Origin of the sequence: Bacillus thuringiensis (assembly GCF_001182785.1) — a bacterium.
Classification (GTDB): domain Bacteria; phylum Bacillota; class Bacilli; order Bacillales; family Bacillaceae_G; genus Bacillus_A; species Bacillus_A thuringiensis_S.
This window is the reverse complement of the sequence record NZ_CP012099.1, coordinates 3,245,577-3,267,569: the sequence shown is the minus strand read 5'-3', so window position 1 is coordinate 3,267,569 and position 21,993 is coordinate 3,245,577. Positions and strand designations below refer to the sequence as shown.

The following is a 21,993-nucleotide window of genomic DNA, read 5'->3' as shown; positions in this document are numbered from 1 at the left end:
ATTATAGTTGAACTTGGTTATGCTTCACAGTTTTTATCGGGCGATCTATGAGTAAATTGTAAGTGAGCCCAATTAATACGAAAATGCCACCGATAACTTTACCGATTGAGAGTTCATTTGTCAGGAAGAAATCAATAATAGTCCCCGCAAATAATTGTCCGATAAAGATGAGTAATGTTAAATAAAAGGCTGATATTTTAGGAGTAATATAGTTGGATAATGAAATAACGATAACGCCTACTAATCCGCCTAAATACACGGCGATAGGAATAGATTGCAACGTATGAATAGGAATATACAATGAATCTGAACTGAAAATTAAAAATAACATAGAGAAAAATAATCCAGTAATATAATTGAAAAACGTGCCTTCCCAGTTTCCAATTTCCTTTGCTAAATTCGCGTTAATAATTCTAGCAACAACGATAGAAACACCAGCTAAAATAGCGATAGTAATATATAACATATTTTCGTCCCCCATTAATAAATTGTCATGATAATAATCCCAGAAGAAATGAATGCTAATCCAACTAGTTTCTTCTTTTCAAACTTTGCAACTTTCATTCCTAATAAGCCGAAATGATCAATAACGATGGAAGCAATAGATTGACCGAGTAAACTTAATGCGATTGTAATAGAGGCACCGAGGACGGAGAAACTTATATTATTAAAAAGAACAGTGAATACTCCAATTGCTCCAGCGCTATATAAAAAAAGCGGAATACTTTTATCGAAATGAATTTTATGTTTGTTTAAGATTAAAATGAAAATAACTGCAATTAAACCGACAAGGTGAATGACAACGCTTGCTGTATACTTCCCAATTAACTCGGATAAAATTCCATTCAATGGAAGCATAACGGCGATGAGCACACCAATAAAGACAGAAAGAAAGTTATACAATGTAATATCCCCTTTATATTTCATATTTGTAATGACTGTATCATGCTGAAATTGTGTATTGTTATGACATATGTCATAGTGGAAGAAGAAAATTTTGATTACAATGGGGATGAGTTGTAAAGGTGGGGGACTATGAAGAAAGTATGTAATTCTATTAAATTAGCAGAGTATATGAAGCAAAATAATATTGATTCATTTTTTAGTAATGATATGAAGCCATATATGGAACTTATATTTTTTAAAAAGAATGAGTTTATTTGTAGAGAAAATGAAGAGATAGATTATTTATATTTCTTTGTTGAAGGAAAAGCGAAAGCGTTTAACACATTAAGTAACGGGAAATCGGTATTATTATGTTTTTACGATAGTTTGCAGTTACTTGGAGATGTGGAGTTAATTCATTCTCAAAGAATCACTTCAAACGTACAAGTGATGGCAGATTCGTATTGTGTGGGGTTACCTTTAGGAAAAGTGAGAAATAAGCTATTTCATGATGCGAAATTTTTAAGATGTATTTGCGGATCATTAGCACATAAATTAAACCGACTTTCAAAAAACAGTACAATTAATTTATTGTATCCGCTTGAAAATAGACTTGCGAGTTACATGTTAGCAGCAGGGGAACGAGCAGTTCAGCATGAAAATAGAATTGTGTTTAGTGGGAATTTAACGGAAATAGCGGAATTGTTAGGAACGAGTTATCGGCATTTATTACGTACTTTGAATCTCTTTTGTGATAAAAATATAATCAAGAAAAACAATGGTTGTTTTGAAGTAGTGAATGTAGAAGTTTTGAGGGAATTGGCTGCGGATGTTTATAAATAGGAGATGAAGTTATAAATGATTACACCTATATTTAGAATTTTTGATGTTGAAAAGGCTCAGTTATTTTACTTGAATTTTTTAGGTTTTAAACTGGATTGGGAACATCGGTATGAGGAAAATATGCCATTATATATACAAATTTCGTTAGATGATACTGTGATACATTTATCTGAGCATCATGGGGATGCTTCACCAGGTGGTGCAATTCGGGTCAAAATAGATAATGTAAAGGCTTATCATGCTGTATTATCAAGTAAAGAATATGCTTATTCGAAGCCTGATATAGAAATAACATCTTGGGGGACAAGCGAATTAACTGTGATTGATCCGTTTTTAAATAGAATTATATTTTATGAGGGAAAATTGTCGGAGTAGAAAGGATTCATATACAAATATTCATGGGTTAAGTAGTGTAGTTACGTGGTAAATGGAATGAAGAGTAGTTCATAAAGTAGTGAACTGCTCTTTTTCATGTTGTTAAACAGATTGAATTATTGAAAAATAAATCGTATGATAAAATACATGAACAAATGAGCATATATTCATTTGTTGTAAGGAGGAGGGAAAAGATGTTAGATGCAATCATTGTTGGAGCTGGTCAAGCGGGATTGACAATAGGATACTACTTGAAGCAGGTAGGATATAATTTTTTATTACTTGAGGCAGGAAAACGGGTTGGTAATTCATGGAGAAATCGATATGATTCTTTGCAACTTTTTACCCCAAGGTCTTACAGTAGCTTGCCGGGTATGGCGTTAATAGGTGAAAAAAATGAATTTCCATATAAAGATGAAATTGCAACTTATTTAGAAGAATATACAATACATTTTCAATTACCGGTACAATTGCAAACGGAAGTTTTAAAGATAAAGAAAGAAAAAGAAATATTTGAATTACACACTCCTACAGAAATTTTACAAACGAAAAAAGTTATTATCGCATCAGGTGGTTTTCAGCATCCATTTATTCCCTCGTTTTCAGAAAATCTTTCACCACATATTTTTCAAATACATTCATCACAATATAAATCATTATCGCAAATTCCACAGGGGAAGGTACTTGTAGTAGGGGGCGGAAATTCAGGAATGCAAATCGCAGTAGAACTTGCAAAAACTCATGAAGTTACGATGTCTATTAGTCATCCTTTAACGTTTTTACCGTTACAACTTTTTGGAAAAAGTATTTTTAATCTGCTAGAAAGAGTGGGTTTATTGTACGCTGAAATAAATACAAAGAGGGGGAGATGGTTTCAGAAGAGAAAGGACCCTATTTTCGGTTTTGAAGGTAAGAAACTTATTCGTAATGGAGCAATCAAACTGCAAGAAAAAGTAGTAAGTGCATCAGGAGATAACATTATGTTTCAGAATGGTAATATTTATAGTGCAGAAAGCATTATATGGTCAACTGGTTTTGTTCAAAATTATAATTGGATTGAAATTGAACAGGCAGTGAATGAGAAAGGATTTCCTAATCATATAAAGGGAATTAGTCCAGTAAGAGGATTGTATTATATCGGTTTGCCATGGCAATCTCAAAGGGGTTCCGCACTTATTTGTGGTGTAGGAAAGGATGCAGCATATTTGCTTTCTGAAATCAAAAAAATAGATCAGTAGCAATAACTACTGATCATCCATATGTACATGAATTAGGAGAGGTCAAACATTTATTAACTTTATTATAATAGATTTTCATAAAAATAAAAACTGAAAATTCTAATTTTATGTTGAGAAAGTTTTTTGTATCGAAATATATGAAAAAATAGGGATTTTCATCCCACATTAACGGGCAGTAAGGCCTCCACTGATTAAAGTTTCACTTTATTAAAAGGAAAAATGATATTTATATTTTAGCAAATTATGATATAGTCAAAATAAGTGTTTTTTTCCATAAATGTAATTATTTTAATTGTAGTTTCGTTTATATGAGGGAAGGAGAAGTAATTATGAAGTTTGATGATCAACGCTTACTAGGAGTCCGATTAGGTTCTGTACTTGTGACAGAGGAAAATCAATATTTAGTAATTAAGAAAAAAGATCATTATGCACTATTAAATATACATAATTTAGAATGCACTCATGTTGAAGTGCAGTTAGAACATTTGGAAGAAATGTTACATGAAGATTTCCAGGAAAGTATAACGGAAATTATCGCACCAGAACATATAAAAATTGTTGCGAAAAATGTTATATAGATAAAGAAGCTGGAAGGAACAGCTTCTTTATTTTCATTATAAGGATAACGTTTTTACAACCTCACCAATGATCCCTTCCATTTGATGAACACCTAAATCGGAATTGGTCATAATAACAGCCCCATTCCCGCAGTATGGATAACAAACCATCATACATTGAAATCCAACGCCCCATCCGAGTGAATAAATCTGTAATTCTTCATTAGAATCATCTAGAAAAACACCTAATCCAGTCCATTTTGAACAACCTTGAGGAGAAATCATGTCTAGTACTAATTTTTGAGAAAGTTTTAGTTTGCCCTTTCCTTGTAAGGAATGAATAATTTCAATTACTAAAGTTGATAAGTCAGTTGGTGTTGTCCAAATACCTGAAGCAGCTGCGAATGGATAAAATGGAAATCTCTCATTTGTTACAGTTCCATCTTTATTATGGCCGCAAGCAAAAACATCGGTTTTATCTATGTCTTTTGGAGAGAAGAGTGTACTATTTTTCATTTGTAGTGGCTGGAAGATATGTTCTTCTAATAACTGACTAAATGATTTTCCTGTAATATCTTCTAGTAGTAGTTCGATTATACAAAAGTTTGCGTCCGAGTAATGAAATTCACTTTCTGGTTTATAAGCTACCTCTATAGGTACAGGGCAATATAGTGTTTTACCGGAAAGGAGCTCAGACATATTAGGTAATCCTTTTGCAGGTGTATAATGTTCAAAACTATTAGGTGGATCAATGAGTCCAGATTGATGGCTTAATAAGTTTCTCAAAGTGATGCTTTTTTGTGAAGTAAATAGATTGGTAGGAATGTTCCAAGATGTGAGTTTATCATTTACGTCTTCATCTAAATGCACGATACCATGCTCTGATAATGTTAGTACGAGCATTGTAGTGATGAATTTGCTAATAGAGCAAGAATTAAAGAGAGAATTTGTAGTAACAGCTCTAGTTGTTCCAGCTTCAAGTGTTCCAAAGGCAGTCGCTTCATCTAGTTTGCCATTACGTATAACAGCGAGGCTTAAACCTACAACGGAATATTGGTTCATTTTCTCGTATATATTGCTACTTTTTAAGTTCATGGTGACTCCTTCTTTTAAAAACAGAATATTAATTTTATTATACAGTAGTAAAAAAAGAAAACACTCCGTCATTCACCAATGAAGTGTTTTCTCTTTTAGTTAGTTTGAAGTGAACTTTTGAAAAAATTTATCGCGGTACATGTACATAACCCATGAGGTTGTTATTAAAGAAATAATGATTTGTTTGTTTTTAATTGGTGCATTGAAAACCAGCCAACCCACTATATCAAATAATAAATGTAGCACGATTGAAAGAACTACAAATTGAAGTAACGTATATAAAAATCTTTTCATAAAGTGTCCCCCTAAAATAATAGGTTTTATTAACAGTTTGATATAGTGATATTATACATTAAATGTGTTATGTGGTAAAATTTACATAAGTTAGTGAGATAAAACAAATGAAAGTTAGTAAGGGGGAACATTCATGGAATTCTGGATGGTTATACCGATAGTAGCCTTTGGTTTCATTTATATCGCTGAAAAATTAACTACAATTGAAAAGAAAAATGATGCGCGTTTAAAGAGAATTGAAGATAGATTACAATTAATTACGAAAGAAATGGGAATTATAGAAAGAGAACCTGAAATTAATAAAGAACTACGTCAGCTTGTAGAAGAAGGCAAAAAAATTACAGCAGTTAAGAGAGTAAGAGAAGCTTTTGGTTTTTCCTTACTAGAAGCGAAGCAATATGTTGATAAATTATAAAAAAGATCATCCATTTGGGTGATCTTTTTTCACTGCACCATGCGTGTATTTACATAAGCGGCGATAATAAAGTGTCCAATTATAATGATAGGAATAACGATTGTGACATTAGGAGTAGTGAAGACACTACCGATTGTGGCAATGACACCAGCAACTAAATTATAAAGACCAACTATTTTTGATAACTTCACTTTATCAGGCACGCGGCGTTCGTTGAATCCTGATAAGAGCCAAGTGTATTGTTTTACTCCAATGAAATAAGCTAGTGCAAATGAAAGGATTGCCACTATGAATAATGATGGGGAAGCGAAGAGAGTCATTGAAAACACCTCCGTTAATAGGCTATAAATAAATTATAGTCTGAATGTTATAATTTAACAAAATGCAATTTTGATTTTAAGGGTAATAGAAAAATGGAGTATTTGTAATGAGGGGAGATTAAGTATGAATATTGTGGAATTTCAGAGGTATGTATCAAATTTCAGTAAAAAAAAAGGATTTCAAGACACAACAATTGAAGAGCGTACGATATATACGATAGCGGAATTAGGTGAATTAGCGGAAGTCATATTAAAGCGTGATACAATACAAGATGCGAAAAGAGAGATCGGTTTAGAAATGTTTGATGTAATTTGGAATGTATGTGATTTAGCAAATAAATTAAATATTGATTTAGAGAAGGCGTTTAAAGAAAAAATGAAAATTAATAAAAAGCGTGAATGGTAAGTAGAATTTTAATTTGTAAAGATGGGTGATATGAATGAAAAAGAAGCTTTTTATAGGAGGAATCTTTACTTTAATTAGTGTAATAAGTGTTGTCGTTTACTTAGTTTTTCAAGGCATATTCATTCCGAATCAAATAAGTGCTGATAAGTATGAAATAAAAGGTGTAGATGTCGCATCGTATCAAGGGGATATAGATTGGAGAGAGTTGGAAAAGCAAAATATGAAGTTTGCGTTTATAAAGGCGACTGAAGGAAGTTCGTTTGTGGATGAGTACTTTTCGAAAAATTGGAGGAATGCGAATAAGACAGATATGCGTATCGGAGCGTATCATTTTTTTAGTTTCGATAGTAAGGGTGAAACACAAGCAGAGCAATTTATACGAACTGTTCCAAAATATAAACAAGCACTGCCACCCGTGATTGATGTTGAGTTTTACGCTAACAAAAAAGATAATCCACCTAAGCGTGAAGATGTTACGAAAGAGTTGGCGGTCATGATTGAAATGCTAGAAAAACATTACGATAAGAAAGTAATATTGTATGCAACGCAAGAGGCGTATGATTTATATATAAAGGATGCGTATCCAAAATGTGATATATGGATTCGTAGTGTTCTTACAAAAACAAGTTTATCTGATGAGAGAAAATGGACGTTTTGGCAATACACGAACCGCGGGAGATTAAGCGGTTATAATGGAAAAGAAAAGTATATTGATTTGAATGTATTTTATGGGAATGAGGAAGAGTTTGAGAATTATGGAATGGAAGATTAAGTTTTAAAGCGTACAAAATTTTGTACGCTTTTTTGTTAATTACATAAAAGTATGCAAATGAAGATGGAACAAACATTTGAGATGAATTGTCTAATATAGGTAATAACTATTTAGCTTGAAAGAAAGGGTTGATAACATGAAAAAGAATACGTTGTTAAAAGTAGGATTATGTGTAAGTTTACTAGGAACAACTCAATTTGTTAGCACGATTTCTTCTGTACAAGCATCACAAAAGGTAGAGCAAAAAGTAATAAAAAATGAGACGGGAACCATTTCAATATCTCAGTTAAACAAGAATGTATGGGTTCATACGGAGTTAGGTTATTTTAATGGAGAAGCAGTTCCTTCGAACGGTCTAGTTCTTAATACTTCTAAAGGTTTAGTACTTGTTGATTCTTCTTGGGATGATAAGTTAACGAAGGAACTAATAGAAATGGTAGAAAAGAAATTTCAGAAGTGCGTAACGGATGTCATTATTACACATGCGCACGCTGATCGAATTGGCGGAATAACAGCGTTGAAAGAAAGAGGCATTAAAGCGCATAGTACAGCATTAACCGCAGAACTAGCAAAGAAAAGTGGATATGAAGAGCCGCTTGGAGATTTACAAACAATTACGAGTTTGAAGTTTGGCAATACAAAAGTAGAAACGTTCTATCCAGGGAAAGGACATACAGAAGATAATATTGTTGTTTGGTTGCCACAATATCAAATTTTAGCTGGAGGCTGTTTAGTAAAATCTGCGGAAGCTAAAGATTTAGGAAATGTTGCGGATGCGTACGTAAATGAATGGTCTACATCGATTGAAAATGTGCTGAAGCGATATGGAAATATAAATTCGGTAGTACCTGGTCATGGAGAAGTAGGAGACAAGGGATTACTTTTACATACATTGGATTTATTAAAATAAGAAATTGTAGAAATACAAAAGAGAGGAGAAATAATTTTCTCCTCTCTTTCTTCTAACTATATTTAAATGCTGAATCTGTCGATTACGCCAGCATATATTACTGAGATTTTAATTCCAAGTATACAAATACTAGTACTGTCATAATTGCAATAACAACGTAAGTAGCATCAAGCATTATAAGTGTTTTTAAAGTTTCAGTCATCGTAATTCACCCCTGTTATAAAAATATAACATGATCTTTTTATTGATTAGATTAGAGATCATAAAGATAAAATGTATATGAAATTTCTTAAGTAGCTTCTATATAAATATATCATATAAATAATGTAAGTAATGTTAAGATAGTGTAAATGTATTGTAAATAAAGAGGTTTACAATAAAGGCTTTAATAAAAAAATGATAGTTCCTTAAAATAAAAAATACGCTATTCTCTTTCTATTGAATGATAGAAAGAATAGCGTATTTGTATGTCTATTTTCATATGTGATGAATTGCAACTATTTGTATAAGGGATTCAAAAAAATTTTTTCTTTGTATATATTTCTCCAAATTAATTATTTAGCTATTTAAAAGTATCGAAAGGTGTGTGCACACTAATGTATTTTTTAGTGTCAATAAAAATATTATGTCAACAATATGAACTGTCACAAATCTTTATATATTATTGTGATTGATATCACATCACTTTTTTTCAATGGGTATTATGCTTAAGGTGTAATGAATGATTGGGAGAGGGTGGGATGATATGTTTTGTTATCAATGTGAACAAACGCCAACAGGTGGATGCAAAGTAATGGGTGTGTGTGGCAAGAATGAAACGATTGCTAGTTTACAAGATACGATTGTGTTTGGGTTAAAAGGAATTGCGGCTTATCGTACTCATGCTGCTCAGCTAGGGTATACGGATGCATTTGTAGATGCTACAACACAAGAAGCTTTATATATGACATTAACAAATTCTAATTTTAACGAACAAGAGCATATTGATATGGCTATGAAAGTTGGGAAATCAGCTTTACAGGTGATGGAGTTATTGGATGAGGCACATACGAATCATTTTGGTGTGCCAGAACCTGTCCAAATTACACAAAATCGTGTAGAAGGTAAAGCAATTGTAGTTACGGGCCATAATTTATTTGCATTAGAAGAACTATTAAAGCAAACAGAAGGAAAAGACATTAATATTTATACACATTCTGAAATGCTACCAGCACACGGATACCCGCAGCTGAAAAAATATAAACATTTAAAAGGAAACATCGGTAAGGCATGGTATGATCAAAGACGCCTTTTTGAAAAATTTACTGGTGCCATATTAGCTACAACGAACTGTGTTATGCCAATTAAAGGATCATACTCTGATCGATTCTTTTCATATGATATTGCAGGTTTAGAAGGTGTACAAAAAATTGAAAATGATGATTTTACACCATTAATTCAAAAAACGCTAGAACTTCCAGAAGTACATATGGAGTCGGATGAACAGTTAGTGACAGGGTTTCATCATAATACAGTATTATCATTAGCTCCAGAAATTATTGACGCAGTAAAAGAAGGGAAAATAAAGCGTTTCTTTGTTATCGCCGGTTGTGATGCACCGGGAAAAGGCGGAGAATATTATCGTGAATTAGCAACGTCACTTCCGCCAGAAACGGTTATTTTAACAACTTCTTGCGGGAAATTCCGCTTTAATGATGTGGATTACGGTGTTGTACCTGGTACGGAAATTCCGCGTTACATTGATTTAGGACAGTGCAATAATTCAATTTCTACAGTGAAAATAGCGGCTGCTTTAGCTGATGCTTTTCAATGTGAAGTGAATGAATTGCCAGTAAGTATTGTCCTATCATGGTTTGAACAAAAAGCGGTTGCTATTTTACTAGGGCTATTTAGTCTTGGGATTCAAGATATTCGCATCGGTCCAAAGGCTCCTGAATTTATTTCACCTGGCGTACTTGATGTATTACAAGAAACATTCGGTTTAAAACTGATTACAAATGCAGCAGAAGACATGGCTATGATGTTATCGTAACAAAAAATGATCTGTCTTATTAATAAGAAGAGCTAGCCATATTCATTAACTTTGGTATAGTATAGCGCCCCAAAATAAAAATGTAGAATTTTTTGTTTTGGGGTATTTTCTTTTCTTAGTGGGATAGGTATGGGGCAAAATAAAAAAAGAAAATAGGCTGTATCGAATAGGTAATAGTTGATTTTAGAAAAAATATAAAAATCGAGTTGACATTCATCGCTACTTAGTCATACAATGTACTTGTAGTAAGCAATACTGAGTAGTGTTGTTTCTCAAAATATTTTCAGTAGACAATAGGTAATAGCGGATTTTAGAAAAAATTTAAAAATCAGTTGACATCCATAACTACTTAGTCATACAATGTAGATGTAATAAGTGATACTGAATAGTTCGGATTCACAAAAACTACTCAGTAAAAAATTCGCCTTAGTACTCTGTGATACTGAATATAAGTCAGACAGAATAGGGGGTAAAGGAGGATCTGGACATGGAAAATTTAACTGAAATGCTGAAAGGTTCACTGGAAGGGTGTGTACTGGAAATCATTAGTCGCCGTGAAACGTATGGCTATGAGATTACCCGCCACCTGAATGATCTTGGGTTTACAGAAGTTGTGGAAGGTACGGTGTATACTATCCTCGTACGATTAGAGAAGAAAAAGCTTGTAAATATTGAAAAGAAACCATCAGATATGGGACCGCCTCGTAAGTTTTATTCATTAAATGAAGAAGGCCGCCAGGAGCTTGAATTGTTTTGGAAAAAATGGGATTTTGTATCGTCAAAAATTAACGTCTTGAAGTCAAAATAGGTTCATAAGATAAAATGTTCTGGCCGATACTTTGGGAATTTCTTGTTCGGTTTTATAAAAAAGGAGGAAAATAAGATGTTAGAAATGTTCAAAAAGTTAATTGGTGATAAAAAAGAGTACAAAATGATGATGGCACGAGTTGAGGCTCTGCCAGAGGACTACCAATTTGTATTTAAGAAAATTCAAAACTACATGTGGAATTTCTCAGCGGGTAACGGGATGGATATGTTACACATACAGTATGAATTAATCGATTTGTTCGAAGCGGGTGCAGCGGAAGGAAGACAAGTGCTTGACATTACTGGGGATGACGTGGCTTCCTTTGCTGACGAACTAGTGGCAAACGCTAAAACTTACGTCTCCAAGTATCGTGAAGATTTGAATGAAAGTATTATGAAGAAATTGAGAAAAAAATAAATGGAATAAGTAGTACCGACTGATTAGCTGGTTACACATATGAATTGCCACCATAGCTATTCAGTTATATTTTTAACTCGGTACTAAGTAATACAGAATATCAGTGATACTAAATAGATAGAGGTAAATAAATTATCTTCGCAAAACATTTTTATCCCGCATTAACGGGCAGTAAGACCCTCACCTCAAAATTCAGCGTAAGCAAAGAAGTTAGGTGGGCGATCAACTGCCCGTAAAAGCCCGATTGATTCAACTAATAATCAGTGGGGGATGAACAAAACCCCCACTGATTAAAATTTCACTTTATAGGGAGGAAAAAAGTATGAGTAATGCAGCGATTTCTGTAAAAGGCTTGAAAAAATCCTTTAAAGACAAGGAAGTTTTAAAAGGGGTAGATTTTGAGGTGCAGCGTGGAGAAATTTTCGCGCTGCTAGGCTCAAATGGAGCGGGAAAGACGACAACGGTCAACGTCCTTTCGACACTAATGAAGCAAGATAGCGGTGAAGTAAGTATTTGCGGATTTGATGTACAGCGTCAACCAGATCATGTTCGTCAAAGTATCAGTTTGACAGGGCAGTTCGCAGCTTTAGACGGTATGCTGACTGGGAGGGAAAACTTGATAATGATCGCCAAGTTACGTGGTGTTTCCAATCCCGCTCAAGTTGCTGACAATCTACTTGCAAGATTTAGCCTGACTGATGCGGCAAACCAAAGGGCAGATCAGTATTCAGGCGGAATGAAGCGCCGGCTTGATATCGCGATGAGTTTGATTGGGGCGCCAGCAGTTATTTTTCTTGACGAACCAACGACTGGACTTGATCCTGAAGCGCGAATCGAAGTGTGGGATACAGTTAAGGAGCTTGCCGGTAGCGGTACAACTATTTTTCTTACGACTCAGTACTTGGAAGAAGCAGAACAACTGGCAGACCGTATCGCTATTTTGCATGGCGGAAAAATTATTACGACAGGTACTCTTGCTGAACTAAAAGAGATGTTCCCGCCAGCAAAAGTAGAGTATATCGAAAAGCAACCGACATTGGAAGAAATCTTTCTTGCGATTATCGGTAAAAAGGAGGGGATGTAAATGAAAAGTAAAACAGGTGTATTACTAGGTCGTTTAATGCGTAACATTATGCGCAGTCCGGATACAATTATTACAGTAGCGATTACACCGATTATGATGATGCTATTATTTGTTTACGTGTTTGGCGGCGCAATAAAAACTGGAACGGAAAACTACGTTAATTATTTATTGCCGGGAATTTTGCTAATGGCTATCGCATCCGGTGTAGCTTACACTTCTGTGCGACTATTTTCGGATGTAAAGAGTGGGCTGATGGCACGTTTCATTACGATGCCTATTAAGCGCTCATCGATATTGTGGGCTCACGTTTTAACCTCTCTAGTTGCTAATGTACTTACTATCGTGGTGGTTATTATTGTTGCACTCTTAATGGGTTTCCGTTCTAGTGCTAATATTCTAGATTGGCTCGCGGTAGCTGGGATACTTGGGATGTTTACGCTGGCGCTAACATGGCTAGCTATCATTCCAGGATTGAAAGCGAAGTCTATGGAAGGGGCGACTGCTTACTCGTACCCGCTAGTCTTTCTTCCATTTATTAGTTCGGCCTTCGTACCTACTGAAACGATGCCAAAAATTATTCGTGCATTTGCTGAGAATCAGCCTGTAACTTCAATCGTGAATGCGATCCGTGCTTTATTATATGAAGGAACTGTTGGCAACGACATTTGGATTGCGCTCGCTTGGTGCGTAGGTATAATGGTTATCTCTTACATTTTCGCCAGTAAAGCATTTAAACGTCAGTTAGGGTAAGAAACGAGATAAACGAAACCTTCAGGAATAATATATATTTAGAAAAGCACGGGAGATTTTCCGTGCTTTTATTATTTATTATGCTCTCATTATAGTAAATGAAATGGTATTTAAAAATAGGATAATTGTCCAGTGATAAAGTTTAATATTTGAGGCTCACTGCTTATGGAATGTATAAGCACACTCGTTTTTTTAAATCTGCTAATACTTCATCGGGTATTTCTTTGATTTTAATATCCTTCCCTAGAAAAAGCAGCCAATTTATTATTTCCGTCACTTCATCGGGATTGTTAATATTGATAAAAGTTTTTAAAATGGCTGTGGATTGGTAAGGATTAGTATAAGATATTGAAATTTTTAAAGGATGGTATTTTTTGAACTGGGCAATTGCTTTTGGTCCAAGTTCAAGTACCAAGTTGATTATTTCGTCCTTCTTACTTAGTTTTTCTAAAATCTTTTTCTTATTTAGCCTTTTTTTCGTCGTGTATGGTTCGATATTGGTGAGGTCATCGACAGGAAACATTATCTTCTTTTCTTTTTTTAAGTCAAACCCTTCAATGATCCAATGGCTTTTTTCTTGATAAAGGTGCAATAGATAAATTGGATAAGACTTGATTTCTTCATCTTCTTTCATAGTAATCAATAAATGGTTATCCAAAAGAAGGATTTGAATGAGTTTTTCTAACATAGGATGGGGGAGATCAGAAAGCTCAAGGAGATCGGGATTATGAGGGTTAGTCCCTTGGAAAAGCAAGAGTTGATTTAAAAGAACGAGATCATCTTGCTGGGTTTCTGAGATGAGTCCTAGTAGTTTTTCGGCTAAAGATTGACGACTCTTTAGGTAGGGAAGTTGTTGATTCCTCGTAGCCATAAAGGCAATAAAAAGAGCTTTCACTTCATTATCAGTAAAGCGAACAACGGGCAGGATAGAGTTGTGCATAACAAAATATCCCCCGGTCCTCCCAACTTCAGCGACAAGTGGCATTCCCATAGCTTCAATTTCTCTAATGTCTCTAATAGCTGTCGACCGTGATATGTTAAATTCTTGTATAATTTCAGAAATTGTAAAGTGAGAGCGGTTGTTGATATACCGCATAATTGTATTAATCCGTTCAACTTTTTTCATTTTGGTCTCCTAAACAGTATCATTTTTTGACATGGTTTAAAGGTATTATAAACGTATCAGATGAAAAGATAAATCGTTTGATTAATAAAAAAAGAGGCAGGTTTTGAATATGAAAAATTATACTATAGAAGAAAAAGATAGCTTTATTGTGTTAGGTATTGGAACTGAAATTAAGAGTGAATACACAGACTTTGCTGGAATAAATAAAGAAAAGGAAGACTTTTGGTCGGCTGTTAAAGAAGATGGAAGGCTGGACACTTTAAAAGCTTTAGCTACAAATGAATACATTTTTTCCGTGAGCGAAGCGGTGAATAACAAAATGATGTATTATGCGGGTGTCATGACAGAAGCACAAATAGAAGAAGAATCTAGAGTGATTCAGTTTCCGAGGGGAGAATACTTAGTAGTGAAAGGGGAAGACAAAACGGCTGAAGAGCTAAGTAATAAGCTTACTGGCATCGCCTTCGGTCAAGCTTTACCAGAAGCAAAGGATTTTGCCTATGTTGGTGGACCGAATACAACGGTTGAGATGGAGCAGAGAAATGGCTTAGTATTTGGTGAAATGTGGATTCCTGTTGTTAGGAAGTAAAGTGATAAAAGGTGCGAATATGGAAATTAGAGGCTAACGATCTTGTATTGTTGGCCTTTTTGAAATGAATATAATATTCATATACTGCTACACAGTATGTTCTGATAAAATGGAATAAAAGGGAATTGCTGTAAGGTGGTGGCAGATTGAATAAAAAAAGATTATTTGAGCTATTCATAGTAACGTTTGTTTTTCTATTCCTTCATGTAAGTACATTTACTAATGAAAAATTTAACGATAAATTGGGATCCTTTACTTTCATTGTGCTACTTCTTATGCTTTCTATTTACACTGCATTTATAGAAAAGTATTTTGATGATATACAAAAGTGGATTCGAAATATTACATGTTGCTTTGCTTTATTCGTAGTGGTTTTAGTAGCTCTATGGATAGGTTATTTTTAGTCCTTACCTAAGAGAATGAGAAATATGTGATTACACTACATTCGATTCGATAATATTACTTAGTTGCATCGGTTTATATTAATTTTTTCTCTCCACAATCAGGATAAAATGTACAATAGGAAATTTTATGTAAGATAAAGAAGGAAGGTTTATGGTGAGCCTGAGTACTTTGCTAGCTTTTGCGCTTGTTTCACTTAGTATGGTGAGCCTATTTTGATTTATCTTATTTCTCATTCCATTACGTAGGGGCGTATGGCAGGATTTATTTTGTTTATTGAGCATCATGCTTGGATTTGTAATTCATATAAATGAAGCAACTTTAGTATTCACTCAAAAATCCATTGTCTATGAAACAACTAGATTTGTAAACGGCTTTAATAGAAAGATGTCTATTGTATTTTTTGCGGCAAGATTAAATAGCTTTTTTGTTACTTTACAATAAAGTATACTTAATATCAGTAATTCATGTAATTAGGGGTGGTTTCTATATTTAGAGAAAATACAAAAAGGATACTTCTGTCATTAGTAACAAACCCAATACTAATAATTGTATATGGGATTTTTTGTTATGATTTGGCCTTATACTGTAAGTACGGAAGAATGAATTATAATATTTACATTTTGTTATTATGTATAGTACTTTTTATATCCATAACTACATTTACTACAATGCGGGTGATAAAAAATAGAGAATATGAATCTAAAAAATTAACAAATTCAATAGCATGGAGATCCATTTCTATTATCATTATTGTTGCAATTACATCATTTTATGGGATGCAGATTTATAAAAGTGCAATAAATTACAATGGTAAATTGGCATGGTTTATAGAAAAGTTAAAACATGAAAGGTCAGTTAAACTTAAACATAATAATATATATAAGTCTGGAGTAGAAGGTATTTTTGAAGATATAAATAAAAAATATCCTTTGCCAAAGAAATTGTATATGGCAACTGATTTTGATCTTACATTTCATTCAGATGGAACAATCACAGCGTTTGATACATTTGTTTATGGGAAAAATGATGATGGGAAAGAAGAAACTTATTTAATCTCTTATAATAAGAAGAAGTCAGAAGATATTACTATAATACGAGACGGATACGCAAAGCCTGATTATAATGATGATAAATTAGTAGAACCTTTAATTGAAACGGTTAAGGCGATTCCAGTTAAGCAAACGGTTAGAAAATGGAATGAAAATAAGTATGGGTTGATTTATTATGGAAAAAGAAATTGGGGATCCAATACAGAGGGAATTATTAATATTACTGAGGATGGTAAGGGGCAGAGTCTTAAAAAAGCAGCTTCTGATATCATTGGATATACTGTATCTATATTTGTCCCTGGAAAAGAGCAAGAGCTAGTCCCTGCTAGATATAATTTAATAAGTGACGCAAGTTGGAGTAAATCAAAGACGCCTCCAAAAGAAGATGTGCTTAAAGAGAAGAAACAACAAGATTTAAAGAATGAAAAAGAACAGTTTTTCCTATCGAAAGAAGTTGGTTATAAACTAAATATGACAGATAAAGCATTAGGGAGCGCCTTTTATTCATTAAGCAAGACTAGTGATGAAGGGAAAACATGGGAGGTTATCAATCCAGACCCATTTAATGGGGGGATTGGTAGTGTATCAGGAATCACTTTTATAAATGATAAACTTGGATTTTTAGGAGCAATTAGGCCTTCTGGTAATGAAGGAGAGTTATATCGCACAGATGATGGGGGAGTATCTTTCAAAAAGGTAGAATATCCGCCGCATGAAGTGAAATTAGATCATACACAGTCCACAATAAGTCCTTTTGATTCACCTAGTATGCCATATGAGAAAGATGGGGTTTTTAATATGTTAGTTGGACAAGGGGCAGATGGAGACTACAATGGCGATAGTAGTGCACTTTATCAATCAAAAGATAACGGAGAGACATGGGAATTTGTAGAAGAAGTGAAAAAGAAATAATTAGAATTTTTTTTGAAAAATAAGGTAACTACTCAGCTATACATTTTATTTAGAAGTTTGGTAAGGGGTATAATTCCAGCCATGAAGATAAAAATGGACCTATACCTCGCTGCCTTTCTTTGTTTTATTTCTTATGCTTACTATCAACGCTATATTTATAGAAAGGTATTTTGGTGATATACAAAAATGGATTCGAAATATCACATGTTGTTTTGCTTTATTTGTAGTGGTTTTAGTAGCTCTATGGATAGGGTACTCTTAGATCCTTACTTAAGAGAATGAGAAGTATGTGATTACAATACATTCGATTCGATAATATTACTTAGCTGCATCGATTTATATTAATCTTTTCTCTCCTCAATCATGATAAAATGTACAATAGGAAATTTTATGTAACATAAAGGGGGAAGGTTTATGGTCAGCTTGAGTACCTTGGTAGCTTTTGCAATTGTTTCGCTTAGCATGGTCTGTTCACCTGGGCCTAATATGATTTACCTCATTTCCCGTTCCATTACGCAGGGACGTATGGCGGGATTTATTTCTTTATTGGGCATCATGCTCGGATTTGTAATCTATATAATCGCAACTATGTTTGGACTTACAGTTCTATTCGTTGCTGTTCCCGCTGTATATGAAGCAGTAAAGTGGGCAGGTGCTGCTTACTTGCTCTGGCTCGCCTGGAATTCAATAAAACCTGGTGCTACATCTATTATGAAACCTCGTACGATTTCTAATGAGCCACCAAGGAAATTATTTCTGATGGGACTCATGACGAATCTTCTGAATCCAAAGATTGCTATTTTGTATGTATCACTTCTACCTCAATTTGAAGATCCAGAGAAGGGATCGTTGCTTTTTCAAGGTGCAGTTTTGGGCCTTACACAAATCACTGTTAGCTTTATAGTTAACCTCCTAATTGTATGTACAGCAAGTAAAATTGCAAAATGGTTTGGCACACGCCCGACGTGGCTACGAGTACAGCGTTGGCTTATGGCAAGTGTTTTAACGGGGCTTGCTATACGCCTTGCTTTTGAACGTCGACAGTAAGAGCCTCTTTACCGTCAGTTTCTATAATATAACCTAATAAATATTAATATAATTTATGTATAGTAGATATTTACCTTATAAAATAGGGGGGAATATTATGACTGAGACAAACGAATCTTCAGGAGTTAATTTGAAATAAGATGTGAAGTTTTCCATTATAATTCCTGCACATAATGAAGAAAAGTACATTAGAAAATGTTTAGATTCAATTGCAAAGGCATCAGAGGCATATAAAGAGCAAACGGAAGTTATAGTTGTTTTAAATCGTTGTACAGATAAAACAGAGGAAATAGCAAAATCTTATAATTGTATTACATTGAAAAATAACGATAAAAACTTATCTAAAATTCGAAATGCAGGGGCTAAAATAGCTAGTGGAGAAATAATCGTTACTATAGACGCTGATACCATAATGACAGAGTCTATGTTGTCTAATGTAGATAAATATTTAGCTTCAGGTACATACATTGGTGGTGGGGTGAATGGGAAGTTTGAAAGAATATCTTTAGGAATATTTCTCTCCGCAATGTTAATCATAATCCCTTTACTTTTTAAGTACGGAGCTATATCTGTAGGGATTTTTTGGTGCTATAGAAAAGACTTTATGGCAATCAACGGATTTAATGAAAACATGCTTATGGCAGAAGATGCAGATTTCGCTAAACGTTTAAAAGAATGGGGAAAGAAAAATAATAAGAAATTCGGTACTATTAAAAATGGAATGATAACTTCATGCAGAAGATTTGATACATATGGAGACTGGACTTTACTTAAAAATCCAAAAGTAATTTTAGCTTATCTAAAAGGAAATGATAGAAAATACGCAGATAAGACATATTATGATAACCAAGAAAGATAAAAATGGAGAAAATCGGCAGAGGATAGCTAGTACTTTTTTAGATATAATGAGAATCCAACTTAATTTAATAGATATTATAAGAAAACCATCAATTTGATTATCCTTTTTCAAATTGATGGTTTTTATTTTTGAAATAAATATATATTTTTTTATAAAAATATTTTTTGACCCCCATAAAACTATGTATTCCTCCGAATATGTATAGTGAAGAAAATTAATAGAAGAAAAATGACTAGGAAAGAATATAGAAGCATTAATAAAATTACTAGATTAAGTGGGTATCCAAAATAAAAGGATGAAATTACCAATGATATAGAGAAGAGTTATTCAAGGATTGCAGATAAAATAGAAAAAGAATAAGCAAAACGAACGGTAGAAAATAAGAAAGTAGATAAAAATATAAACTTAACTTTAGTGCCGAGAGAAAAGGAAAATCATTAAGAAAACGTTGGGAAAAGTTAGACTCGAAAAATATAACTAACAGCAAGAAGACAAGCCCGAAGAAAAGTACCAAGAAAATCTGGTTAAATGGTCACTTGTGTAGTGGCCATTTTGCTATTTGAAGGAGGCTGGGAGATTACAAGTGTTGAGTTTAGTAATGAAGATCTTAAGAAAACCGAAAATAGAAGATATCGTATGTAACATACAAAACAACGAAGAAGATAAAGAAGCATTTATCGTACAGTATCAGCCTTTTATTAGAAAATCAATCTCATCTGTCTGCCGCCGATATATTACAGAACAGGATGATGAATATAGCATTGGATTGTTTGCGTTTAACGAAGCAATTGAACAGTATTCCTATACAAAAGGAAAATCCTTTTTAGCGTTTGCTGATCTTCTTATAAAAAGAGATGTAATTGACTATATACGTAAGGAGTCTAAACATAACTTTGTCTTTTTAAAAGAAGATGAGCAAGAGGAAATGTTAGAAATGCAAGTGTCGCTTACGGAGTATATGAAAGAGATGGAAAATAGTAACCGTAAGGAGGAAATTCTTCATTTTCAAAGTGTGCTAGCTGAGTTTAAAATCACATTCTCAGAGCTTGCTAAAGAATCTCCTAAGCATCGTGATACGCGTGAGCACTTAATAGAAATTGTGAAAATTATTATAAAAGAAGAGGAAATGATGGAAGAGCTGTTCCGAAAGAAAAAGTTACCGCTTAAACATATTGAACCGCGTGTTAGGGTGAGTCGTAAAACGTTGGAACGACATAGAAAATACATTATTGCAATGTGTATTATTTTTGCAAACAACTATACATATATTCTGGATTACATAAGAGGGGAAAAGCATGATGAATAAAGGAATTGTGATGGATATAAAAAAGCATAGCGTAGTTGTTTTAACACCAAATGGAGAGTTTATTACGTGTAAAAGAAAAGGGGATTCTTGCATAATCGGGGAGGAAATCTCATTTGATGAGCAAGAACAAAAAGCATCGCATTTTTCGATCCCTTCCTTTTTAAAACCTGCATCAATACTTGTTGCTTGTTTTCTATTTGCAGTGCTGTTTTTCTACAACCAACCAGAAGAAAAAGTATTTGCTTACGTCTCAGTTGATATAAATCCAAGTTTAGAGGTGAGCGTAACGAAGGATTTCCGTGTTATAGATTTGCAGGCTTGTAATGATGATGGAAGGCGTATTTTAAAAGAATTGAAGCAATGGGAAAATAAACAATTGCAAGAAGTAGTACGTACTATTATACAGCAAAGCCAAGAGGATAAGTATTTAACGAATGATAAGCAAGTTATGCTAACAGCTGTTGCAAAGGACAAGGCGCTAGAACCACAGTTAGAAAAGGCAATGAAAGAATTGAAGAAAGAATATGAGTTAAAACATATTACAGTTGAATATCAAAGTAGCACGATGCAAGTACGAGAGAATGCTAGAAAAGCTGGAATTGGCACAGGTGTCTATATAAAGCAAGAGAATGAGAAAAACAAATCGCTTACTCCTCCTGCCACGCCGCCTAATCCGGTGGAAAATGAAGAAGAGGTGCAATCACAGCCGGAGTCATCTCCTGATGCATCAATGGATTTATCTCCTGTAGACGAAAAAAAATATGAAAAGCAAGAGCAGAAAGAACAAAAGAAAACAGAGGAACAGCCATCGAAGCAAATAAAAGAAAACAATGGAAGAGGATCACAGCAAGAAAATAGAGGGAATCAACAGGAGAATAACAGTAGAGAATCACAACAAGGAAATAATGGGAATCAGCAAGGGAACAACGGAAGAGGATCACAACAAGGGAATAATGGAAATGGGCAAGGGAACAACGGGAGAGGATCACAACAAGGGAATAATGGAAATGGGCAAGGGAACAACGGAAGAGGATCTCAACAGGGAAATAACGGAAACGAGCAAGGGAACAATGGAAGAGGGCCTCAACAAGGGAATAATGGAAATGGGCAATGGAACAATGGAAGAGATCCTCAACAAGGAAATAATGGGAATCAGCAAGGGAACAACGGAAGAGGATCTCAACAGGGAAATAACGGAAACGAGCAATGGAACAATGGAAGAGGATCCCAGAAAGAAAATGATGGAAACGAGCAAGGGAACAACGGTAGGGGGTCTCAACAAGAAAATAGAGGCCACCAGCAAGGGAATGAAAAGAAGAATCAATAGAATCTGGAAGTGAGAGATTCATTTCAAAGCTAAAAGGATGTATCTCGCTATTGTGGGCAGTAAAACTCCCATCTCAAAATTTGGCTTGGGAAAAGAAGTTAGGTGGGAGTTGAGCTGCTTGTAAATGCCCAATTGGTGAGGGCTGATTAAAGTTGCACTTTATTATTCTATA

General features: G+C 34.1%; 26 protein-coding genes and 1 pseudogene. 21 read left to right on the top strand and 6 right to left on the bottom strand.

Annotated features, from left to right (window positions below):
• Position 1: 1 nt before the first annotated feature.
• Together AC241_RS16860 and AC241_RS16855 are read right to left on the bottom strand one after the other, a co-directional pair.
• Entirely contained in the window at positions 2 to 466 is a 465-nt protein-coding gene (locus AC241_RS16860) for a DMT family transporter (RefSeq protein WP_000965812.1), read from the bottom strand.
• A 14-nt stretch (positions 467 to 480) separates the two neighbouring features.
• Positions 481 to 927, bottom strand: coding sequence for a DMT family transporter (locus AC241_RS16855; RefSeq protein ID WP_015000769.1), 447 nt, complete (start codon positions 925 to 927; stop codon positions 481 to 483).
• A 108-nt stretch (positions 928 to 1,035) separates the two neighbouring features.
• On the opposite strand from AC241_RS16855, the gene yeiL reads away from it, so the two are divergent.
• From yeiL to AC241_RS16835, 4 genes are all read left to right on the top strand, one after another.
• The gene (gene yeiL / locus AC241_RS16850; protein WP_016080807.1) at positions 1,036 to 1,728 is read left to right on the top strand and encodes a transcriptional regulator YeiL; all 693 of its coding nucleotides are present in this window, start codon (positions 1,036 to 1,038) and stop codon (positions 1,726 to 1,728) included.
• 15 nt (positions 1,729 to 1,743) lie between these two features.
• The gene (locus AC241_RS16845) at positions 1,744 to 2,103 is read left to right on the top strand and encodes a glyoxalase superfamily protein (protein WP_050844356.1); all 360 of its coding nucleotides are present in this window, start codon (positions 1,744 to 1,746) and stop codon (positions 2,101 to 2,103) included.
• A 194-nt stretch (positions 2,104 to 2,297) separates the two neighbouring features.
• On the top strand, positions 2,298 to 3,341 hold the full coding sequence (locus AC241_RS16840; protein WP_050844354.1) for a flavin-containing monooxygenase: 1,044 nt from the start codon (positions 2,298 to 2,300) through the stop codon (positions 3,339 to 3,341).
• A gap of 329 nt (positions 3,342 to 3,670) precedes the next feature.
• Positions 3,671 to 3,919: a hypothetical protein gene (locus tag AC241_RS16835; protein ID WP_000666947.1), complete on the top strand. Its 249-nt coding sequence runs from the start codon at positions 3,671 to 3,673 to the stop codon at positions 3,917 to 3,919.
• A 36-nt stretch (positions 3,920 to 3,955) separates the two neighbouring features.
• Here the strand turns inward: AC241_RS16835 and AC241_RS16830 are convergent, their stop codons facing one another.
• Positions 3,956 to 4,993, bottom strand: a complete 1,038-nt coding sequence (locus tag AC241_RS16830) for a serine hydrolase domain-containing protein (protein WP_029442895.1) — start codon at positions 4,991 to 4,993, stop codon at positions 3,956 to 3,958.
• Between the two features lie 99 nt (positions 4,994 to 5,092).
• On the bottom strand, positions 5,093 to 5,287 hold the full coding sequence (locus AC241_RS16825) for a hypothetical protein (RefSeq protein ID WP_016080811.1): 195 nt from the start codon (positions 5,285 to 5,287) through the stop codon (positions 5,093 to 5,095).
• Positions 5,288 to 5,420: 133 nt separating this feature from the next.
• Between AC241_RS16825 and AC241_RS16820 the strand changes: the two genes are divergently transcribed.
• Positions 5,421 to 5,702 carry a hypothetical protein gene (locus tag AC241_RS16820; RefSeq protein WP_000397728.1) on the top strand — a complete coding sequence of 94 codons (282 nt, stop codon included), beginning with the start codon at positions 5,421 to 5,423 and terminating at the stop codon, positions 5,700 to 5,702.
• A gap of 29 nt (positions 5,703 to 5,731) precedes the next feature.
• On the opposite strand, the gene AC241_RS16815 is transcribed toward AC241_RS16820, so the two are convergent.
• Positions 5,732 to 6,022 (bottom strand): DUF3784 domain-containing protein, encoded by a 291-nt coding sequence (locus AC241_RS16815; RefSeq protein ID WP_000171769.1) that lies wholly within the window; start codon positions 6,020 to 6,022, stop codon positions 5,732 to 5,734.
• Positions 6,023 to 6,146: 124 nt separating this feature from the next.
• Between AC241_RS16815 and AC241_RS16810 the strand changes: the two genes are divergently transcribed.
• From AC241_RS16810 to AC241_RS16775, 8 genes are all read left to right on the top strand, one after another.
• Positions 6,147 to 6,428, top strand: a complete 282-nt coding sequence (locus tag AC241_RS16810) for a MazG nucleotide pyrophosphohydrolase domain-containing protein (RefSeq protein ID WP_029442894.1) — start codon at positions 6,147 to 6,149, stop codon at positions 6,426 to 6,428.
• Between the two features lie 34 nt (positions 6,429 to 6,462).
• Positions 6,463 to 7,200 carry a glycoside hydrolase family 25 protein gene (locus AC241_RS16805; RefSeq protein ID WP_043936314.1) on the top strand — a complete coding sequence of 246 codons (738 nt, stop codon included), beginning with the start codon at positions 6,463 to 6,465 and terminating at the stop codon, positions 7,198 to 7,200.
• A gap of 136 nt (positions 7,201 to 7,336) precedes the next feature.
• Positions 7,337 to 8,110 (top strand): BcII family subclass B1 metallo-beta-lactamase, encoded by a 774-nt coding sequence (gene bla2 / locus AC241_RS16800; RefSeq protein ID WP_043936313.1) that lies wholly within the window; start codon positions 7,337 to 7,339, stop codon positions 8,108 to 8,110.
• Between the two features lie 745 nt (positions 8,111 to 8,855).
• Positions 8,856 to 10,142, top strand: a complete 1,287-nt coding sequence (gene hcp, locus AC241_RS16795) for a hydroxylamine reductase (RefSeq protein ID WP_016080816.1) — start codon at positions 8,856 to 8,858, stop codon at positions 10,140 to 10,142.
• A 487-nt stretch (positions 10,143 to 10,629) separates the two neighbouring features.
• Positions 10,630 to 10,950 carry a PadR family transcriptional regulator gene (locus AC241_RS16790; protein ID WP_000429488.1) on the top strand — a complete coding sequence of 107 codons (321 nt, stop codon included), beginning with the start codon at positions 10,630 to 10,632 and terminating at the stop codon, positions 10,948 to 10,950.
• Positions 10,951 to 11,025: 75 nt separating this feature from the next.
• Positions 11,026 to 11,367, top strand: coding sequence for a DUF1048 domain-containing protein (locus tag AC241_RS16785; protein WP_000891986.1), 342 nt, complete (start codon positions 11,026 to 11,028; stop codon positions 11,365 to 11,367).
• Between the two features lie 322 nt (positions 11,368 to 11,689).
• A complete protein-coding gene (locus AC241_RS16780) occupies positions 11,690 to 12,451 on the top strand; it encodes an ABC transporter ATP-binding protein (RefSeq protein WP_050844352.1) in 762 nt (253 codons plus the stop codon).
• Positions 12,452 to 13,201, top strand: coding sequence for an ABC transporter permease (locus tag AC241_RS16775; RefSeq protein WP_029442888.1), 750 nt, complete (start codon positions 12,452 to 12,454; stop codon positions 13,199 to 13,201). It abuts the gene before it with no gap.
• A gap of 163 nt (positions 13,202 to 13,364) precedes the next feature.
• Here the strand turns inward: AC241_RS16775 and AC241_RS16770 are convergent, their stop codons facing one another.
• Positions 13,365 to 14,327, bottom strand: coding sequence for a helix-turn-helix transcriptional regulator (locus AC241_RS16770; protein ID WP_043936312.1), 963 nt, complete (start codon positions 14,325 to 14,327; stop codon positions 13,365 to 13,367).
• A 109-nt stretch (positions 14,328 to 14,436) separates the two neighbouring features.
• On the opposite strand from AC241_RS16770, the gene AC241_RS16765 reads away from it, so the two are divergent.
• From AC241_RS16765 to AC241_RS16725, 8 genes and pseudogenes are all read left to right on the top strand, one after another.
• Positions 14,437 to 14,916, top strand: coding sequence for a GyrI-like domain-containing protein (locus AC241_RS16765; protein ID WP_050844868.1), 480 nt, complete (start codon positions 14,437 to 14,439; stop codon positions 14,914 to 14,916).
• A 146-nt stretch (positions 14,917 to 15,062) separates the two neighbouring features.
• The gene (locus tag AC241_RS16760; protein WP_001036208.1) at positions 15,063 to 15,320 is read left to right on the top strand and encodes a DUF3963 domain-containing protein; all 258 of its coding nucleotides are present in this window, start codon (positions 15,063 to 15,065) and stop codon (positions 15,318 to 15,320) included.
• Positions 15,321 to 15,797: 477 nt separating this feature from the next.
• Positions 15,798 to 17,282, top strand: a complete 1,485-nt coding sequence (locus AC241_RS16750; protein ID WP_080990826.1) for a WD40/YVTN/BNR-like repeat-containing protein — start codon at positions 15,798 to 15,800, stop codon at positions 17,280 to 17,282.
• Positions 17,283 to 17,388: 106 nt separating this feature from the next.
• Positions 17,389 to 17,544, top strand: a pseudogene (locus AC241_RS16745) (DUF3963 domain-containing protein); the annotation flags it as partial.
• A 152-nt stretch (positions 17,545 to 17,696) separates the two neighbouring features.
• Positions 17,697 to 18,329: a LysE family translocator gene (locus tag AC241_RS16740; protein WP_029442885.1), complete on the top strand. Its 633-nt coding sequence runs from the start codon at positions 17,697 to 17,699 to the stop codon at positions 18,327 to 18,329.
• Positions 18,330 to 18,471: 142 nt separating this feature from the next.
• On the top strand, positions 18,472 to 19,188 hold the full coding sequence (locus AC241_RS16735) for a glycosyltransferase (RefSeq protein ID WP_155417068.1): 717 nt from the start codon (positions 18,472 to 18,474) through the stop codon (positions 19,186 to 19,188).
• A gap of 583 nt (positions 19,189 to 19,771) precedes the next feature.
• Positions 19,772 to 20,494 carry an RNA polymerase sigma factor SigI gene (sigI, locus tag AC241_RS16730; protein WP_002082432.1) on the top strand — a complete coding sequence of 241 codons (723 nt, stop codon included), beginning with the start codon at positions 19,772 to 19,774 and terminating at the stop codon, positions 20,492 to 20,494.
• Entirely contained in the window at positions 20,484 to 21,821 is a 1,338-nt protein-coding gene (locus AC241_RS16725; RefSeq protein WP_050844349.1) for an anti-sigma factor domain-containing protein, read from the top strand. Before sigI ends, AC241_RS16725 begins: the two co-directional genes overlap by 11 nt.
• Positions 21,822 to 21,993 lie beyond the last annotated feature (172 nt).

Excerpts from the sequence above, each read along its gene's own strand:
- AC241_RS16860 (WP_000965812.1), bottom strand. The coding sequence starts at position 466 with ATGTTATATATTACTATCGCTATTTTAGCTGGTGTTTCTATCGTTGTT.
- AC241_RS16855 (WP_015000769.1), bottom strand. The coding sequence starts at position 927 with ATGAAATATAAAGGGGATATTACATTGTATAACTTTCTTTCTGTCTTT.
- yeiL (WP_016080807.1), top strand. The coding sequence starts at position 1,036 with ATGAAGAAAGTATGTAATTCTATTAAATTAGCAGAGTATATGAAGCAA.
- AC241_RS16845 (WP_050844356.1), top strand. The coding sequence starts at position 1,744 with ATGATTACACCTATATTTAGAATTTTTGATGTTGAAAAGGCTCAGTTA.
- AC241_RS16840 (WP_050844354.1), top strand. The coding sequence starts at position 2,298 with ATGTTAGATGCAATCATTGTTGGAGCTGGTCAAGCGGGATTGACAATA.
- AC241_RS16835 (WP_000666947.1), top strand. The coding sequence starts at position 3,671 with ATGAAGTTTGATGATCAACGCTTACTAGGAGTCCGATTAGGTTCTGTA.
- AC241_RS16830 (WP_029442895.1), bottom strand. The coding sequence starts at position 4,993 with ATGAACTTAAAAAGTAGCAATATATACGAGAAAATGAACCAATATTCC.
- AC241_RS16825 (WP_016080811.1), bottom strand. The coding sequence starts at position 5,287 with ATGAAAAGATTTTTATATACGTTACTTCAATTTGTAGTTCTTTCAATC.
- AC241_RS16820 (WP_000397728.1), top strand. The coding sequence starts at position 5,421 with ATGGAATTCTGGATGGTTATACCGATAGTAGCCTTTGGTTTCATTTAT.
- AC241_RS16815 (WP_000171769.1), bottom strand. The coding sequence starts at position 6,022 with ATGACTCTCTTCGCTTCCCCATCATTATTCATAGTGGCAATCCTTTCA.
- AC241_RS16810 (WP_029442894.1), top strand. The coding sequence starts at position 6,147 with ATGAATATTGTGGAATTTCAGAGGTATGTATCAAATTTCAGTAAAAAA.
- AC241_RS16805 (WP_043936314.1), top strand. The coding sequence starts at position 6,463 with ATGAAAAAGAAGCTTTTTATAGGAGGAATCTTTACTTTAATTAGTGTA.
- bla2 (WP_043936313.1), top strand. The coding sequence starts at position 7,337 with ATGAAAAAGAATACGTTGTTAAAAGTAGGATTATGTGTAAGTTTACTA.
- hcp (WP_016080816.1), top strand. The coding sequence starts at position 8,856 with ATGTTTTGTTATCAATGTGAACAAACGCCAACAGGTGGATGCAAAGTA.
- AC241_RS16790 (WP_000429488.1), top strand. The coding sequence starts at position 10,630 with ATGGAAAATTTAACTGAAATGCTGAAAGGTTCACTGGAAGGGTGTGTA.
- AC241_RS16785 (WP_000891986.1), top strand. The coding sequence starts at position 11,026 with ATGTTAGAAATGTTCAAAAAGTTAATTGGTGATAAAAAAGAGTACAAA.
- AC241_RS16780 (WP_050844352.1), top strand. The coding sequence starts at position 11,690 with ATGAGTAATGCAGCGATTTCTGTAAAAGGCTTGAAAAAATCCTTTAAA.
- AC241_RS16775 (WP_029442888.1), top strand. The coding sequence starts at position 12,452 with ATGAAAAGTAAAACAGGTGTATTACTAGGTCGTTTAATGCGTAACATT.
- AC241_RS16770 (WP_043936312.1), bottom strand. The coding sequence starts at position 14,327 with ATGAAAAAAGTTGAACGGATTAATACAATTATGCGGTATATCAACAAC.
- AC241_RS16765 (WP_050844868.1), top strand. The coding sequence starts at position 14,437 with ATGAAAAATTATACTATAGAAGAAAAAGATAGCTTTATTGTGTTAGGT.
- AC241_RS16740 (WP_029442885.1), top strand. The coding sequence starts at position 17,697 with ATGGTCAGCTTGAGTACCTTGGTAGCTTTTGCAATTGTTTCGCTTAGC.
- AC241_RS16725 (WP_050844349.1), top strand. The coding sequence starts at position 20,484 with ATGATGAATAAAGGAATTGTGATGGATATAAAAAAGCATAGCGTAGTT.